Consider the following 14,259-nt stretch of genomic DNA (forward strand, 5'->3'; position numbering starts at 1 on the left):
CACTCAGTGAGTGCCTGGACTGAAATCGGCGAGAATCAGTCTTTCTTCTCGGAGATTACTTTGCCTGTCGAGTCGAAAATGATTTCGTACTGAACACCATCAGCCGCTTTGATGCCTTCAGCTTTCCAGAGGCCATTGGCAGGGTTTTCCGCTTCAATTTTCTTGATCACGGTGTAACCGTTTTTGTTCTTCAGCACTTCAACGAGCTCTTTGGAGAACGCCCAGTTCGGATCCAGATTCGGCTGCGCCATCGCAACGCTGGAGCCTAGCAAAACAGCAGTCGTGAGCACAGCAGCAAAAGTTTTCTTCAACATGTTCTTAACTCCATTAATTGATGTTGCGTCTGGTACCAAGATGCCGAAGTAACCGTAGCAGAGAAAAACCTTGGCATCGCAATAAATGACATCCTTTTGACATGGCTCATGTTTTCGTTAGCACAAGCGCAGGGTTAGAATGCACCTCACCAAGGAGCGCACATGAGCGAAACACGCCTCACAGAAGCCGAATACGATGCCATCACCGAGGCCGCGGCTCAGTGGTGCATGCGCTTGCACGAGCCTGACTGTACTGACCAGGAACGCGCCGCTTTTTCTGTGTGGTTAAACGCTGATCCGCTGCACGCCTTTGAATATGAAGCAATGCTTGATATCTGGGACACCAGCGAGCATTTGCCACGGCCACAACCCACTGTCGCACAGGTCGTGCCCCTGCCCCGCAAGGCTCAGCGCCGCCCTTGGCAGCGTGTGGCCATAGCGGCCGCCATTGCCCTTGTCGCGGTGCCTGTGGCGGCCTACAGCGGCTGGCAGCTTGGTGTTATCCCCAGCGCCTATAAACGCCTTGAGGCAGGCAACAGCGTGGTCAACGCTACGTTGCCAGATGGCAGCCAGGTCGAACTCAACCTGGGCAGCCAACTGACCTACCTCAACTACAAAGATCAGCGCCAGGTCACTCTGAACAAGGGTGAGGCGTTTTTCAAAGTGAGCCACGATGTGACACACCCGTTTGTCGTTCAGGCGGCTGACGGGCGTATCCGGGTCACCGGCACCCAGTTCAATGTGTGGATGTACGAAGATCAGGTGCGGGTCACGCTGCTGGAAGGGTCAGTACTGGTCACCAGCAACAAGAACCTGAGTGGCGACGGCTTGCGCCTGGAACCCGGCATGCAGGCCAGCTACAAAGGCGGCGACTACGCGCCGCAAATCAGCCAGACCTATGCCAACGCCCCCGACTTGGCCTGGCGTAATGGCAAGTTGATTCTCGACAACCTGCCCCTGGCCGACGCCTTGCCCATGATCAACCGCTACCTGAGCACGCCGCTGTCACTGGCCGACACCGCCACTGGCCAGCTGCGGATTGGCGGGGTCTTCAACACTAAAGAGATCCCGAACCTGGTGGCGTCCTTGCCCAAGGTGTTGCCGGTGTATATGCGCGTCGATCAAAACGGCCAGCCGGTGATCAACGCCCTGCCTCGCGGCTAGAGCGCTGCAAAATTACAAATGGCCCCGAAGCGTGGTCAGCTCATACTGTGGATCGGCCTTGATCTGCGCCTCGGTGAAGGGCAAGCGCGGCCACTGCTTGTTTGAGAACGCCTCAGTTTGATCCCGTGAATGCTTTGAAGCCGGGTCGCTGGCGATCGAAAAAGCCAGCAAGCCCTGCGCCAGTGGGCCGTGCTCGTCGAAAGTCACGGTCTGCAAATAGCTGGTGCCGCTGACCACCTCACGTTTGCCGCCCTCGACCGGAACACTTTGCATGGCGTTATACACCCCCAGCGTGGCCGGGCCGCCGTGGATCGCAATCCGCTGACCTGCACTGTTGACCCCCTGGATGTCACCCCAGGTCATCTCCGGCGTTAAGCCCTGCTCCGCCACGGCTGCCGCTGACGTCTGCAGCGCGTGCTGCACGGCTTCGACCACGGCCGGTTGCTCCAGGTCCAGACCACGCGGGGTGTGCTGCGGGTCTGCCGGATTGAAGGGCACCCGCCACACATCCGGGACATCAAGCAACTGAGCCATGATGTTCTGAAAGTGCACCAACCCCATCCCGCTGTTGAGATTCGCCTGCTGATCCCACGCCTTGAGACTGGCACACACTGGGCCTTGCCGGGCTTCACACACGGTCAGCAGGTCGGGCATGACTTGCCCCGCCAGGTACACCCGGTCGTCCATCACCATGCCTTGCAAATCTGCGACGCTGACACGCCCCGGCTGACTCAAGCGTTGCAGGGCAAAACGCGCACGCGGCCCCAGCGGTTGGCCGTCCTGGCTGATAAGCGGTGAAAACCCGCTCAGCGGCGCGTTGGGGTTGGCCATCCAGGCCGAGTCGTTGGAGTGCTGCACATAATCGTTACGGCGCAATTGCGGCAACTGGCTGGCCGGGTAAATACCTGGCTGCGCCGCGCTCGGGTCAATCGTCCAGTCGCAGGCACTGCGGCTGCCATCGAGCAAAATCATTTCAAGGCCCGCACGCGGGTCACTGCACGCCGCCAGCTTGGCCTTGTCCACATAGGGCACCACCGACACGTTCATGTACAACGCCTGCCCTTGATCATCTACCGCCAGGGTGTTGACCCACGGAATCCCTTGCAGGGTGTTTACCGATGTCTGCAGGGCATCGAGGTTGCGCGCCTGATTCATCGCGTACCACTGCTGCAAGACCCGGTCATTGTTCAGGTTGGCATCACGCAGGCTGAATGCCACGTGGTTATCCCAATCGAGCTTGCCCGGCCATTGCACCACCGGCCCGAATACCGAGCTGTAGAGGGTTCGCGACACCGGCACCAGGCTGCCATCGGCCTGCTTGACGTTGACCGTCAGGGTTTGTTTGTCCAGCGCTCGCGACTGACCGTCGAGCAGGTAGCGCGTCGGGTCTTTGGGGTCGAGTTCAAGTCGATACAAGGTGAAGTGCCTGGACGTATCCACCGTATGGGTCCAGGCCACGTTCGCATTGAAGCCGATGTTGATCATCGGCAAGCCCGGGAGAGCCGCACCCATCACATCCAGCTTGCCGGGGATGGTCAAGTGCATCTGATAAAAACGCATGCCGCCCACCCACGGGAAATGCGGGTTAGCCAGCAATATTGCATGGCCGGTTTGCGAGCGTTCGCTGCCAATGGCAACCGCATTGCTGCCGCGATCCAGGTCAAAACGCTGCATCCGCTCGTTCGCCACAACAAACCGCTCAGCCCCCGGATTGTGAGTTGCCGCGTGCGAGGCTGTGAGCGGTGGCGCAGCGGCCACCAACGCTTCCCCGAACTGGCCGGCACCGCCTTCAACCAGCAAGCGACGGGTCAACTTGACCACATCGGCCGTGGTGATCGGCCTTACCGAAGGGTTGTCACATTGCTCGGGCAGACCTTTGCGTTCGCCGAGTTGACGGTTGTAACCGGCCACATAGCCTTCGATCAGGTCACGTACTTCCGGCGTTTGCGCTTGCCAAAAAGCAGCCACGGCCTGTGGGGTATTGAGCCAGGTAAAAAACAGGTCGCTGGAGAGGTTATCGCGCTCTTCGAGGGTCATCTGCTCTGGGCCAAAGTACCTCGAACGCTCGCCGTTGACGGTCACCACTTCATTGGCCAGCAAGCACAGATTGTCCTGCGCATAGGCATAGCCGATGCCATAGCCCAACCCGCGCTCATCGGCCGCGCGAATATGCGGCACCCCAAACGTGGTGCGACGAATCTCGGCACTCACCTCGCTGGCGGGTGTCTGAGCCCATGCGGACACACTCAGGCTCAGGCATAACGCAGCACAACACGACTTGCTCAGCGGCTTGGAAATACTCACGCGGACTCCTGCTCGATCAGTACAAAAGGCCCGGCTGCGTCATCGATTGAAAACCGCGGGCCGGGAACAGCCTGTACAAGAAACGAAGCAGGTTAAAAAAAATTAATAATCGCCTAAAACCCCCGGCCACACGGGATCGAATCGCGATTGAGAATAATTCACGGCAAAATTTCTACATTTTGATGTTCATGATTTACGCCGCTCATTCGTCTAGTTAAGTAAGAGCGCTTTTTTATTTTCCTGATCAGGCTCTGAAAGGAGTTTTTGCATGCAGAACCCGCAATTGCCAACGGATGGCAACCCACAGCGTCGCAATACCGCTTTTCAGCCTGACCCAGGCCTGCTGGAAGCGCTTGCGCCTTTGCAAGGTAATGAACGGATCCGCCAGCTACTCAAATGCTTCGGACTGCGAACCAGTCTGGTGCGGCTCAAGGTCATCGATGCCTTGCTGACTGCCGCCGGTAACGACCGCAGGCTGGGGGTGCGAGGCATGCACAGCCACTTGCTGGCGCTGGATATCCCGCTGTCGTTTCTGAGTGTGCGTGAAGTGCTCAAGCGCTTATGCAGCGAAGGCGTGGTGGTCCTCAACAGCGACAAGAGCTACAGCCTGCATCCACAGGCTGAAGCCGTGCTGATGGGTAAAATCGAGGCTTAAAGCTTGGTCTTGCGGCGCATCACACCGTTGATCACCACCACAACCACAGCCACGCCAATGGCGATGTACTGGAAGGTTTTTTCGGTGATCACGCCGGTGTTTTGCAGATACGACAGACCAAACATGATGCCCAGCACCACCAGAGCGATCAAAATCGAGTACACCAATCGTTGCTTAGGAGTCATTACCTGTTCCTGAAAAATAATGTGAATTGCCGGAGATGAATTGAAACAAACAGGGTCTCATCTTACAGCCGAGGAAGCTTTTTAGCTGCCACCGGCTCAACCCTGAGGATTTACAGATGTTACGTCGTGTCATTCGGCTGGTTCCGCTGTTGCTCATCCTGGCCATGAGCGGGTGCGTATTTTTCCCTGACCATGGATGGCATCACGATCACCGCTATTACGGTGGTGGCCCTGGGTATTACCAGCGTTAAGCCTGTACGCCTCGCGATCTTATAAACGGTCAAAAGATCGCGAGGCAAGCTCGCTCCTACAGACGTTTACCGTTTAAAACCGCTGTCGGGCCGGCTGCACAGGTCTACCAGCCAGTCGACAAACACCCGCACCCGCGGTGACAGTTGCCGATGCGGCGGATACAACGCCGTCAACGCCAGACGCGGCGGCAAGCAATCACTTAGTACCTCCTGCAAGCTCCCTTCCCGCACCTGTTGCGCCACGTGATAGCGCGGCGTTTGCACCAATCCATAGCCGGCCACGCACGCAGCCAGGTAGCCCTCGGCACTGTTGACCGAGACTTGCTTGGGCAGGTTGATCAAACGGACGTCATCGCCAAGCTGAAACTCCAGCCCATAGCGCTTGCCCGAGGCGCTGGAAAAATACTCAATCATGCGATGCCCGTTCAAGTCGTCCAGCGATTGCGGCACGCCATGGGCTCGCAAATAATCCGGGCTGGCGCAGGTCATCTGGTCCATCTGCACCAAAGGTCGCGCCACCAGTGAATCGTCGACAGTCAGGCCGCCGCGGATCACGCAATCCACGCCTTCGCGAATCAGGTCGACGGGCCGATCATTAAGACCGATTTCCAAATCAATCTGCGGGTAACGCCCGGTAAATTCCGGCAGCGCCGGGAACACCACCAGGCGCCCGACGGCTGCTGGCATCTCAACCCGCAAGGTGCCCTTGGGCTGGCTGCCCCGGAACAATCCCTCGGACTCTTCAAGGTCCGCCAACAACCGCACACACCGCTGATAATACGCAGCGCCATCGAGGGTGGGGCTCACTTGCCGAGTGGTGCGATGCAACAGCTGCACCCCCACATGCGCTTCCAGTTGCTTGATCAATACCGTTACCGATGCCCGGGGCATTTGCAGGCTATCTGCGGCCTTGGCAAAACCACCCAGCTCGACGATACGGGTGAACACCAGCATCGCGTTAAATCGGTCCATGCCTCACCCCTATTATTTAGAAAATACGAACAGTGATAGCGTTTCTACCCGGTTTATCCGCTACGTGTCGAGGTAAACAATAGCGCCACCCCCACTCAGGAGCACCTCACATGCACACTCGCCAACTCGGTAACAACGGCCCGCACGTCAGCGCGATCGGTTTAGGTTGCATGGGCATGACTGACTTCTACACCACCGGTAGCGATACCCGTGAAGCCGTGGCCACCTTGCACCGCGCGCTGGAGTTGGGCATCAACCTGCTCGACACCGCCGACATGTACGGCCCGCACACCAACGAAGAACTCATAGGCCAGGCGATCCGTGGCAAACGCGACCAGGTATTTCTCGCCACTAAATTCGGCATTGTGCGCGATCCAGCCAACCCGTCGGCCCGTGGTATCAGCGGGCATCCCGACTACATTAAGGCATCTGTAGAAGGCAGCCTGAAACGTCTTGGGGTCGACACCCTCGACCTGTACTACCAACACCGCATGGACCCGAGCGTGCCGATTGAAGAGACCGTGGGTGCGATGGCGGATCTGGTCAAGGCAGGCAAGGTTCGTTATCTGGGCCTGAGCGAAGCCTCGGCGGCCACCCTTTAGCGTGCACACAAAGTGCACCCCATCAGCGCACTGCAAAGTGAGTACTCGCTGTGGAGCCGTGACCAGGAAGAAAACGGCTGCCTGGCCACCTGTGAGCGCCTGGGCATTGCCTTCGTGCCTTACAGCCCGCTGGGGCGAGGCTTTTTGACCGGTGCCCTGAAAAGCCCGGATGACTTCGCCGCAGACGACTTCCGACGCACCAATCCGCGCTTTCAAGGTGATAACTTCGGCAAAAACCTGCGGCTGGTGGAGCAAGTACAAACGCTGGCCGCCGACAAAGGTGTCACCGCCGGGCAATTGGCCTTGGCTTGGGTATTGGCACAGGGCGACTACCTGATCCCGATTCCGGGCACCAAGCAACGCAAATATCTGGAAGAAAACGTTGCCGCGCTGGACGTCAAGCTGAGTTCAAGCGAATGGGCCGCCCTGGCCGCCATCTTCCCGGCGGGCGCGGTGTCGGGTTTGCGTTATGGCGAAGAGTCGATGAAGCATTTGAATCGCTGAAACAGCACGGCGTAAACCGCGTAGTCGCTGACGAGGCACGAAGGCTGCGATACGGGCCGCAGGACCGCCGTCCAGGGTCGCTTCGCAACCCATCGCAGCCTTCGTACCTCGTCAGCGACTACCTGGAATTATTTTTGCTCTAGAAATCCCGTTTGTAGAAAACATCCAGCGAACTGGCCAGGCCGCTGGCCACTTCGACGTACACCCGCTTGCTCAGTTTGTAACGCAAAGCAATGGTGCTGGCCGGCTCAAACACGCCATACCCGTAACGCACGCTCAGGCGCTCGTTGATCTTGCCACTGGCCACCAAAGCGGTGTTGTCGCCGCTGCCTTCGGTATCCAGTTCGAAATCCTTGAGCCCAAGGTGGTTGGCCAAACTGGTGGTCACGCCCGAGCTGCCCATCAAACCCAACCCCAACGCCGCTTGCGCGAGCATGTTGTCGTCTTCCCCGGTTCCGGTCAGTGGACGCCCCAGAATCAGGTAAGACAACGCCTGCTCCTGGCTCATGGCCGGCTCGGAGAAGATCTGCGTGGTCGGCTGCTCTGCGCTGCCGGTAAGGCGAATCCCGGCAATCACGTCATCAGTCTGGCGCACCGCTTCGATGTCCAGGTAAGGCTGAGAAATCGGCCCGGCAAACAATAGGCGAGCCCGGCGGATGGTCAGTTTCTGGCCATAGGCCCGGTAGCGGCCATTGATCAGGCGCAGTTCGCCGCGGGTGTCCAGGTTGTTGCCGATATGAAACTGCCCCGCCAGATCGGCGTTCAGCCCAAAACCGGAGAACGTCAGCAACTCCTGGCCCACCACCACGTTGATGTCCATGTCGACCACCATCGGTGGCGACGCGGACTCATCGCCGGTGTCTTGCCCGACGATCACCGTGTCATCCGACACCTTGACCGTTGAAGGCGGCAACTCGCGCACGGTGATTTCACCTTTAGGGATATTCACCGTGCCCGCGATCAACAAGGTGTTGTCCGGCTTGAGGGAGATTCTCAGGTCCGGGGCAACGTCCAGTTTGGCGTAGGGTTCAACGGTGACCGGCAAGTGGTTGCCCTTGAGCAAGACATTCACGGCCATCGTCTGGCCCCAGGCGACATTCCCGGTAATCGTGCCCTGCCCTTGCTTGCCGCTGGTCCAACCACCGTCCAACTGCATGGCTTCACCCATGATGTGGGCCTTGAGCTGCAGGTTTTCGAAGCTGGTCGGCAGCTCGGGGCCGGAGATCTCGCCGCCCGTCAGCGACACATCACCGGTGATGTACGGCGCGACCAGCGCCCCCGAAATCGACCCGGAACCGTTCAACTGGCCGGTGAGTTTTTCAACCATCGGGGCGAACGGCCGCACCACCGAGACGTCCAGGCCGGTCAGGCGGAAATCGCCGGTGATCGGCTTGTTTTTAGGCAGCGGGTTGATCCGCGCCGACAACATCACCTGCCCGAGTTTTCCGCCATCAAAGTCGAACTTTGCATCAACCCGGTTCGGGTTGAGGTTGCTGGTCAACTTGAACGCCTGATACGGGAAATCAACCCACTGGCCTTTATCCTTGATACGCAAGGTGCCACCGCTGGCATCCACCACCACCTGGCCTTTAGGCCCGCTGGCGGGTAAATCGAGGATCAGGTCGGCATTCAACTGGCCTTGCCACTGGAAGTCTTTGGGGAACCATTCGGCGAGACTGTCGAGCGGGAACTGCTTGAGGTGCATGCGCAGCTTAGGATCGGGCATCAAACGCTGTTCTTCACCGCACAAGCTGGCCGGGCCAGAGGTCAGGCACAGCGCACCGAGATTGATCCGGCCATCAGCCAAACGCTCAAGCCGCGCCGGGTTTTGCAGGGTCCATTGCTGCGGGCCGTACTTGATGTCAGCGCTGAGCAGGCGCCCACGCCAGTTGTCCTTGTCGAGGCCGCCGTCCAGTGCCAGAGCGAGTTGCAACATCGGCCCCTGCAAGGCCAATTGCAGTTGCTGGCGCTTGATGTCACCGCTGCCCGTGGCCGTCAGCACACCAAACGGCGTATCACCGGCCTTGATCCCGCTGCCTTTAAGCTCGAAGCGACCGCGCTGGGATTTATCCAGGCTGGCATCCAGCGTGAGGCTTTGCAGATGGTTATCGGCAAAGGCCACTTGCTGACCTTGCAAAGTGACTTTGCCTTGCGGCGCCTGAAGCGTACCCGCCACGTCTACCCGGCCCTTAATCTGGCCGCGCAGTTCTGGCCACAGTTGGGCCAGACGCGGCAGGTTCAAATCAAGTTGTGCCTTGATTTGCTGCTGCAGGCTGGCGGTGCCATTAATCCGGTTATCACCCAGGCGAATGTCCAGAGCGCTGACGGTCCAGGCGTCGCCCTCACCGGTGGCTTTGGCCTGGAGCATCGCAGCCTGGCCACGCAGGCGCCCTTTGAGGTCGAGGTTAGCGTCCAGTTTGAGTTGCTCGTTTTTGAACTCGCCGGTGCTGCGCAGCGGACCCGCCAGGGTGCCCGGCAGTTCAGCCACCCAGTACGCCGGGTTGATCGCGCTCAAGTCCAGCGCCGTATCCCACGCTACGCCATCGGCAAACTGCACATTGACGTGGCCCCGGGCTTTGCCCTGCCCCGCCACCAGCTCCAATTGCGGCATGAAGATTTTTTCGAGGTCGCCACTGAACGGGCTGCTGACGCTGAAGGCACCCGCAGGCCCGGTTAGGTCGGCCTTGAGGTTGCCCAGGTACTTGCCGTCGGTATAAGAAACTTCGCCATTGAGAGTGCGCAAATCCACGTCTGGCTTGGCAATGACCGGGTACAGGTTGTGCCAGGGGAAGTCCAGCCAGTCGACCTTGGCCTCGGCACTCAAACCTGAATGCCAATCCACCTGACCCGACAGTTTCAAATGTTGCTTGTCGTTGGCGGTCAGGTCGAGGGTGCTGACTTGTGCGCCCTTGGCGTCAACCCGGCCCTTGAGCAAGAGACTCACCGGGGCTTGCTCGGCAGGCAAACTGGCGCTGCCTTCAAGTTCATAACCGCCTGTGAGGTCGCCTTTGGCCGACAATGCCAACTGATTCAGCTGCAAGGTGTCTGGCAGTTCGCTGCTGGGTTTGAACTGGGCAGAGGTTATGGTGACGTGCGCGGGCAGATTCTCGGCCAGCGGCTCCAGGGCGCCGCTCAAGTGAGCGTCCAGGTAGCCTGTACTGTCAGCGACCAGATTGATCGAGCTGCGCACATGGCCGTCAACCTTCAGCGCCAGCGCCCAAGGCTTGTTGTCTTGCTGCGGCAGATTGACCGTACCCTGCAAGGTCACCGGCCAGTCACCCACAGGTTGCAACAGGCCCGACAGCTCGACGTTCAGGTCTTCACGCTCAATGCGCGCCGAGTCGATCTGCAGCCCTTGGGCTGTCCACTTGGCGGCAATCTGTACGCCTTTAAGTTGCTCAACACCGTCAAACACGATGCTGCCCACTTTCACCACCCCGACTTCGATCGCCACGGGCAGTTTCAGATCAGGCAACTCAATCGGCCCGCTGCTGCTGTCTTTTTCACTCGGGGCAAATTGCAGGTTGACCTTGTCGGCCTGCAACTGATCGATGCACAAGGTCATGCGCATCAGGCACGAAGGCGACCAGGCGAAAATCGGCCGACTCACTTCGACACGATCAGCCCCTTGCTCCCACACCAATTGATCGGCGCTCCATTGCGCGCCCAAGCGGCCAGCAAAGTTGTCAATGTGCAAGCCGGGTACTTGCGCCAGCGCCCAGCGGCTACCCGCTTGCGTGCCCAAAATGGCAGCGACGCTGACAACCACCAGCAGCACTAACGCCAACAGCACCAAACCCGCTATTTTCAAACCACGAATCACAGTTCTGGCCCCATCGAGAAGTGCAAACGAACGCCGCCATCGTCATCCAGCGCATGGGCCAGGTCGAGACGGATGGGGCCTACAGGCGAGATCCAGCGGATGCCCACCCCGACCCCGGTTTTCAAGCTGGGGAAGTCGAGGGTCTTGAAGGCATTACCTTTGTCGACAAACGCCGCCCAGCGCCATTTTTCGGCAAATTGATACTGGTACTCGACACTCCCGGCCAGCAGGTAGCGCCCACCGATACGGTCACCGTCGGAGTTCTTGGGTGACAGGCTCTGGTAGTCATAACCGCGCACGCTCTGGTCACCACCGGCAAAAAAGCGCAATGACGGCGGGATGGATTTGTAGCCATTGGTGGCGCTGCCGCCAAACTCGATACGGCCCAGAAAACGGTGCTTGTCCCACAAGGTTTTCAGCGCCTTGAACTGGATATCGCCGTGCAGCAGGTTGGTGTCTGACATCAACCCTTGCTTGGCCACTTGGGTGCTCAGGTTGACGCTGTAACCGTGGCTGGGGTCAATCCGGTTATCGCTGCGCAAGACCGCGTAGGACAGGCCCGGCATCAACAAAGTGCTCAGGCCCGAGTCATCGCCCAGGCGATATTCTTCGTGCTGCCATCTCAGCGAAACAATCCGCGTCCAGCCGTTGTCCAGTTTGCTGTGCCACTCAGGGCCGACCGTGAGCAATTTACTCAAGGTGTCGGTGTTGGCAATTTCTTCGTACTGATAACCGGCGGCAAAACGCAGTTTGTCAGTCAATGGCGGATCGAGCGGAATGTCGTACCAGGCCCCGATATTTTGCTTGGGCTGGGAGATTTCAGATTCAAACCCGTAGCTGTCGCCCCGAGGGTTGTCCCAATGGCGGGTCCAGCTGGCTTTGCCGCGCGGGCCGGTGTCGGTTGAGTACCCAAGGCCCAGGGTCATGGTGCGTGGCTTGCGGGTATCGAGGTCTACATCCACCGGGATCACTTGCCCCACCGCCGTACTCGGCGCGGCATCAACGCGCACGGTTTCAAAGTAACCGCTCGATTGCAGATTCTGGTTTAACTCGGCGATCAGCTCAGAGTCATAAGGGGTGTTGGGCTTGAAGGGCACCAGACGGTCGAGCAAGGTCTGGTCAAACGGTGCGTCACCGGCAAAAGTGACTTTGCCCAGCAGGAAACGCGGGCCGCTTTCGTACACAAGGTTGATATCGGCATACCCGCCTTTGGGGTCGACCAGCAGTTCGTGTTTGAGGAACTTGCCGTTAAAAAAACCGTAGCGCAGCGCGCGGTTGAGGATCATGCGCTTGGCGTCTTCGTAGTTGCCCTGATTGAGCACGGCGCCAGGTTTGAGGTCATCACTGACCGGAATTTCAAAGGCTTTGAGCGAGGCCGCAGGGCCTTCAACGCGCACGGTCACGTTGCGCAGGTGCACGGGCTCGCCGGGGTCGATGTGCAACACCAGGCGCGGCGGGTCACCCTCTGGCACATCGGCTTCGATCTTGGGTTGGTAATAGCCCAAGGCCTGTAACGCTTTAAGGGCCTGCTCCTCGGCACCCCGCTTGAAACGCAATAAAGCCGCCTCGTCGCGATCGCCAAGGCTGCCTATATAACCTTCCACGTTGGCCTTGAGGGCATCGTTTGCCGGTTTGACCTTCACCACCAGCTCGCTTTGGGCATACGCCGCAAAGCTGCTGATCAGCAGGACAACACCACTGGTAAATCTTCCTGGAAACTTCATAGGCGCGGATGCTATCACGGGCTGAGGGGGTCATAGAGCGCGCCAATGGGCAAAAAGTTGCCCTTAAGCCGTTGCTGCTTGTAACACCTGTGGATTGGCGTGGAAGAAAACATGCTCAACGATGGGCCCCAAGGGCACTTCACCAATTTCGACATAACCATGACGCTTATAAAACTCCTGGTAACGCGGGTTGCTGCTGTCGAGGACGACACCTTCTGAATGTTCGTCCACGGCGCACCAGTTATGTACCGCTTCCAGCAACTGTTCGCCATAAGAAAAGTCTTGAAAATCAGGATGAATGGCCAACAACGGCAGCATATGCACCGCATCACCCGGCACGCAGGCCAAAACCGCCTGATGATATTCAAGGTAGCGCCGCGTACCGCGCAAGCCCGCCGTCAGCACCATGCGCAGTTGCCACGCCCAACTCTCAGTAATGCCCAGACGCCGTTGCGGCGGAGCAATCAGGGCAACACCGATCAGACGGTCATCCACCAGCAACCCCAAGGCGGGTAACTGCTGGAAAAAATGTTGTTTGACCAGCGCCCGAACCGTGGCCCGCACCCGCTGCGCGTAGCCCTTGCGATGGGCTTCAAACACATAACGGAAGGTCGGGTCATGCATATACGCCTCATACAGCAAGGCGCGGGTTTCTTTGGAGTAACCGCTGTCGAGCTGGCGGATCTGGCAAGTGGCATTCAACGTTTGCGTCATGACGGTCAATCTCCCTGGCGTCGCTTGGGTTGCGGCACTTCTCGAGAGTACGAGCTCGCGAGGGCCGCAACAGTTCCATCTGCTTGGATGCTTCCTACGTTAGCAGTCCATTTGCCCCACTGCACGCTGGCCGCTAACATCGCAGTTTTCCTCAGGACTGCCCGCCCATGAAAATCGTTTCTTTCAACATCAATGGCCTGCGCGCTCGGCCGCATCAGCTGGCAGCGCTGATCGAAAAACACCAGCCGGACGTGATTGGCCTGCAAGAAACCAAAGTCAGCGACGAGCAATTCCCCTTCGCCGATATCGAAGCATTGGGCTACCACGTGCACTTTCACGGGCAAAAGGGCCACTACGGGGTTGCCTTGTTGTCACGCCAGCCCGCGCTGGAGCTGCACAAGGGCTTTGCCAGCGACGAAGAAGACGCGCAACGACGCTTTATCTGGGGCACCTACGCTGACGACAATGGCCAGCCAGTGACCATCATGAACGGCTATTTCCCACAGGGCGAAAGCCGCGATCACCCGACAAAATTCCCGGCCAAGCAGCGTTTCTACAGCGACCTGCAACAGTTGCTGGAAGGCCAGTTCAGCAACGAACAGCCGCTGGTTGTAATGGGTGACGTCAACATCTCCCCGCAAGACTGCGACATTGGCATTGGCCCGGACAACGCCAAACGCTGGCTGAAAACCGGCAAGTGCAGCTTTCTGCCGGAAGAGCGCGAGTGGTTTGAGCGCCTTAAAAACTGGGGCCTGGTGGACAGCTTCCGTTACCTGCACCCCGAGGTGGCGGATCGCTTCAGTTGGTTCGACTACCGCAGCCGCGGCTTTGAAGACGAGCCTAAACGTGGTCTGCGCATTGACGTGATTCTGGCCTCTCAGGCGCTGGTACCGCGCATCAAGGCCGCTGGCGTCGATTACGACCTGCGCGCCATGGAAAAACCGTCTGACCACGCACCGATCTGGCTCGAACTGAAATGATCTAAATTTGTAGGAGCGAGCTTGCCTCGCGATCTTTTAAAGGTTCAAAAGATCGCGAGGCAAGAAG

General features: G+C 58.7%; 11 protein-coding genes and 1 pseudogene. 5 read left to right on the forward strand and 7 right to left on the reverse strand.

Annotated features, from left to right (window positions below):
• Positions 1–35: 35 nt before the first annotated feature.
• Entirely contained in the window at positions 36–314 is a 279-nt protein-coding gene (locus AAEZ03_RS02085; protein WP_048373129.1) for a PepSY domain-containing protein, read from the reverse strand.
• 162 nt (positions 315–476) lie between these two features.
• Between AAEZ03_RS02085 and AAEZ03_RS02090 the strand changes: the two genes are divergently transcribed.
• On the forward strand, positions 477–1,478 hold the full coding sequence (locus tag AAEZ03_RS02090) for a FecR family protein (protein ID WP_350575624.1): 1,002 nt from the start codon (positions 477–479) through the stop codon (positions 1,476–1,478).
• Between the two features lie 12 nt (positions 1,479–1,490).
• Here the strand turns inward: AAEZ03_RS02090 and pvdQ are convergent, their stop codons facing one another.
• Positions 1,491–3,782 carry a bifunctional acylase PvdQ gene (gene pvdQ / locus AAEZ03_RS02095; protein WP_350575626.1) on the reverse strand — a complete coding sequence of 764 codons (2,292 nt, stop codon included), beginning with the start codon at positions 3,780–3,782 and terminating at the stop codon, positions 1,491–1,493.
• 268 nt (positions 3,783–4,050) lie between these two features.
• Between pvdQ and AAEZ03_RS02100 the strand changes: the two genes are divergently transcribed.
• On the forward strand, positions 4,051–4,437 hold the full coding sequence (locus tag AAEZ03_RS02100; RefSeq protein ID WP_048373124.1) for a fe2+ zn2+ uptake regulation protein: 387 nt from the start codon (positions 4,051–4,053) through the stop codon (positions 4,435–4,437).
• Here the strand turns inward: AAEZ03_RS02100 and AAEZ03_RS02105 are convergent.
• Entirely contained in the window at positions 4,434–4,622 is a 189-nt protein-coding gene (locus tag AAEZ03_RS02105; protein WP_048373123.1) for a hypothetical protein, read from the reverse strand. The genes AAEZ03_RS02100 and AAEZ03_RS02105 overlap by 4 nt on opposite strands.
• A 116-nt stretch (positions 4,623–4,738) precedes the next feature.
• On the opposite strand from AAEZ03_RS02105, the gene AAEZ03_RS02110 reads away from it, so the two are divergent.
• Positions 4,739–4,873 (forward strand): hypothetical protein, encoded by a 135-nt coding sequence (locus tag AAEZ03_RS02110; RefSeq protein WP_256677180.1) that lies wholly within the window; start codon positions 4,739–4,741, stop codon positions 4,871–4,873.
• Positions 4,874–4,939: 66 nt separating this feature from the next.
• Here the strand turns inward: AAEZ03_RS02110 and AAEZ03_RS02115 are convergent, their stop codons facing one another.
• Positions 4,940–5,845: a LysR family transcriptional regulator gene (locus AAEZ03_RS02115; RefSeq protein ID WP_123750108.1), complete on the reverse strand. Its 906-nt coding sequence runs from the start codon at positions 5,843–5,845 to the stop codon at positions 4,940–4,942.
• Between the two features lie 110 nt (positions 5,846–5,955).
• Between AAEZ03_RS02115 and AAEZ03_RS02120 the strand changes: the two are divergent.
• Positions 5,956–6,951: pseudogene (locus tag AAEZ03_RS02120) on the forward strand (aldo/keto reductase).
• Between the two features lie 139 nt (positions 6,952–7,090).
• Here AAEZ03_RS02120 and AAEZ03_RS02125 read toward each other — a convergent pair.
• The 3 genes from AAEZ03_RS02125 to AAEZ03_RS02135 all read right to left on the reverse strand — a co-directional run bounded on the left by AAEZ03_RS02125 (position 7,091) and on the right by AAEZ03_RS02135 (position 13,212).
• On the reverse strand, positions 7,091–10,774 hold the full coding sequence (locus tag AAEZ03_RS02125) for a translocation/assembly module TamB domain-containing protein (RefSeq protein ID WP_350575631.1): 3,684 nt from the start codon (positions 10,772–10,774) through the stop codon (positions 7,091–7,093).
• Positions 10,771–12,498 (reverse strand): autotransporter assembly complex protein TamA, encoded by a 1,728-nt coding sequence (locus tag AAEZ03_RS02130; protein WP_350575634.1) that lies wholly within the window; start codon positions 12,496–12,498, stop codon positions 10,771–10,773. Before AAEZ03_RS02130 ends, AAEZ03_RS02125 begins: the two co-directional genes overlap by 4 nt.
• Before the next feature lie 63 nt (positions 12,499–12,561).
• Complete coding sequence (locus tag AAEZ03_RS02135) at positions 12,562–13,212, reverse strand: GNAT family N-acetyltransferase (protein WP_262126604.1); 651 nt, start codon at positions 13,210–13,212, stop codon at positions 12,562–12,564.
• 167 nt (positions 13,213–13,379) lie between these two features.
• Between AAEZ03_RS02135 and xthA the strand changes: the two genes are divergently transcribed.
• Complete coding sequence (gene xthA, locus AAEZ03_RS02140; protein WP_350575637.1) at positions 13,380–14,192, forward strand: exodeoxyribonuclease III; 813 nt, start codon at positions 13,380–13,382, stop codon at positions 14,190–14,192.
• Positions 14,193–14,259 lie beyond the last annotated feature (67 nt).

Source organism: Pseudomonas sp. HY2-MNA-CIBAN-0224 (assembly GCF_040310285.1).
Lineage (GTDB): Bacteria > Pseudomonadota > Gammaproteobacteria > Pseudomonadales > Pseudomonadaceae > Aquipseudomonas > Aquipseudomonas helleri.

Excerpts from the sequence above, each read along its gene's own strand:
- AAEZ03_RS02085 (WP_048373129.1), bottom strand. The coding sequence starts at position 314 with ATGTTGAAGAAAACTTTTGCTGCTGTGCTCACGACTGCTGTTTTGCTA.
- AAEZ03_RS02090 (WP_350575624.1), top strand. The coding sequence starts at position 477 with ATGAGCGAAACACGCCTCACAGAAGCCGAATACGATGCCATCACCGAG.
- AAEZ03_RS02100 (WP_048373124.1), top strand. The coding sequence starts at position 4,051 with ATGCAGAACCCGCAATTGCCAACGGATGGCAACCCACAGCGTCGCAAT.
- AAEZ03_RS02105 (WP_048373123.1), bottom strand. The coding sequence starts at position 4,622 with ATGACTCCTAAGCAACGATTGGTGTACTCGATTTTGATCGCTCTGGTG.
- AAEZ03_RS02110 (WP_256677180.1), top strand. The coding sequence starts at position 4,739 with ATGTTACGTCGTGTCATTCGGCTGGTTCCGCTGTTGCTCATCCTGGCC.
- AAEZ03_RS02115 (WP_123750108.1), bottom strand. The coding sequence starts at position 5,845 with ATGGACCGATTTAACGCGATGCTGGTGTTCACCCGTATCGTCGAGCTG.
- AAEZ03_RS02130 (WP_350575634.1), bottom strand. The coding sequence starts at position 12,498 with ATGAAGTTTCCAGGAAGATTTACCAGTGGTGTTGTCCTGCTGATCAGC.
- AAEZ03_RS02135 (WP_262126604.1), bottom strand. The coding sequence starts at position 13,212 with ATGACGCAAACGTTGAATGCCACTTGCCAGATCCGCCAGCTCGACAGC.
- xthA (WP_350575637.1), top strand. The coding sequence starts at position 13,380 with ATGAAAATCGTTTCTTTCAACATCAATGGCCTGCGCGCTCGGCCGCAT.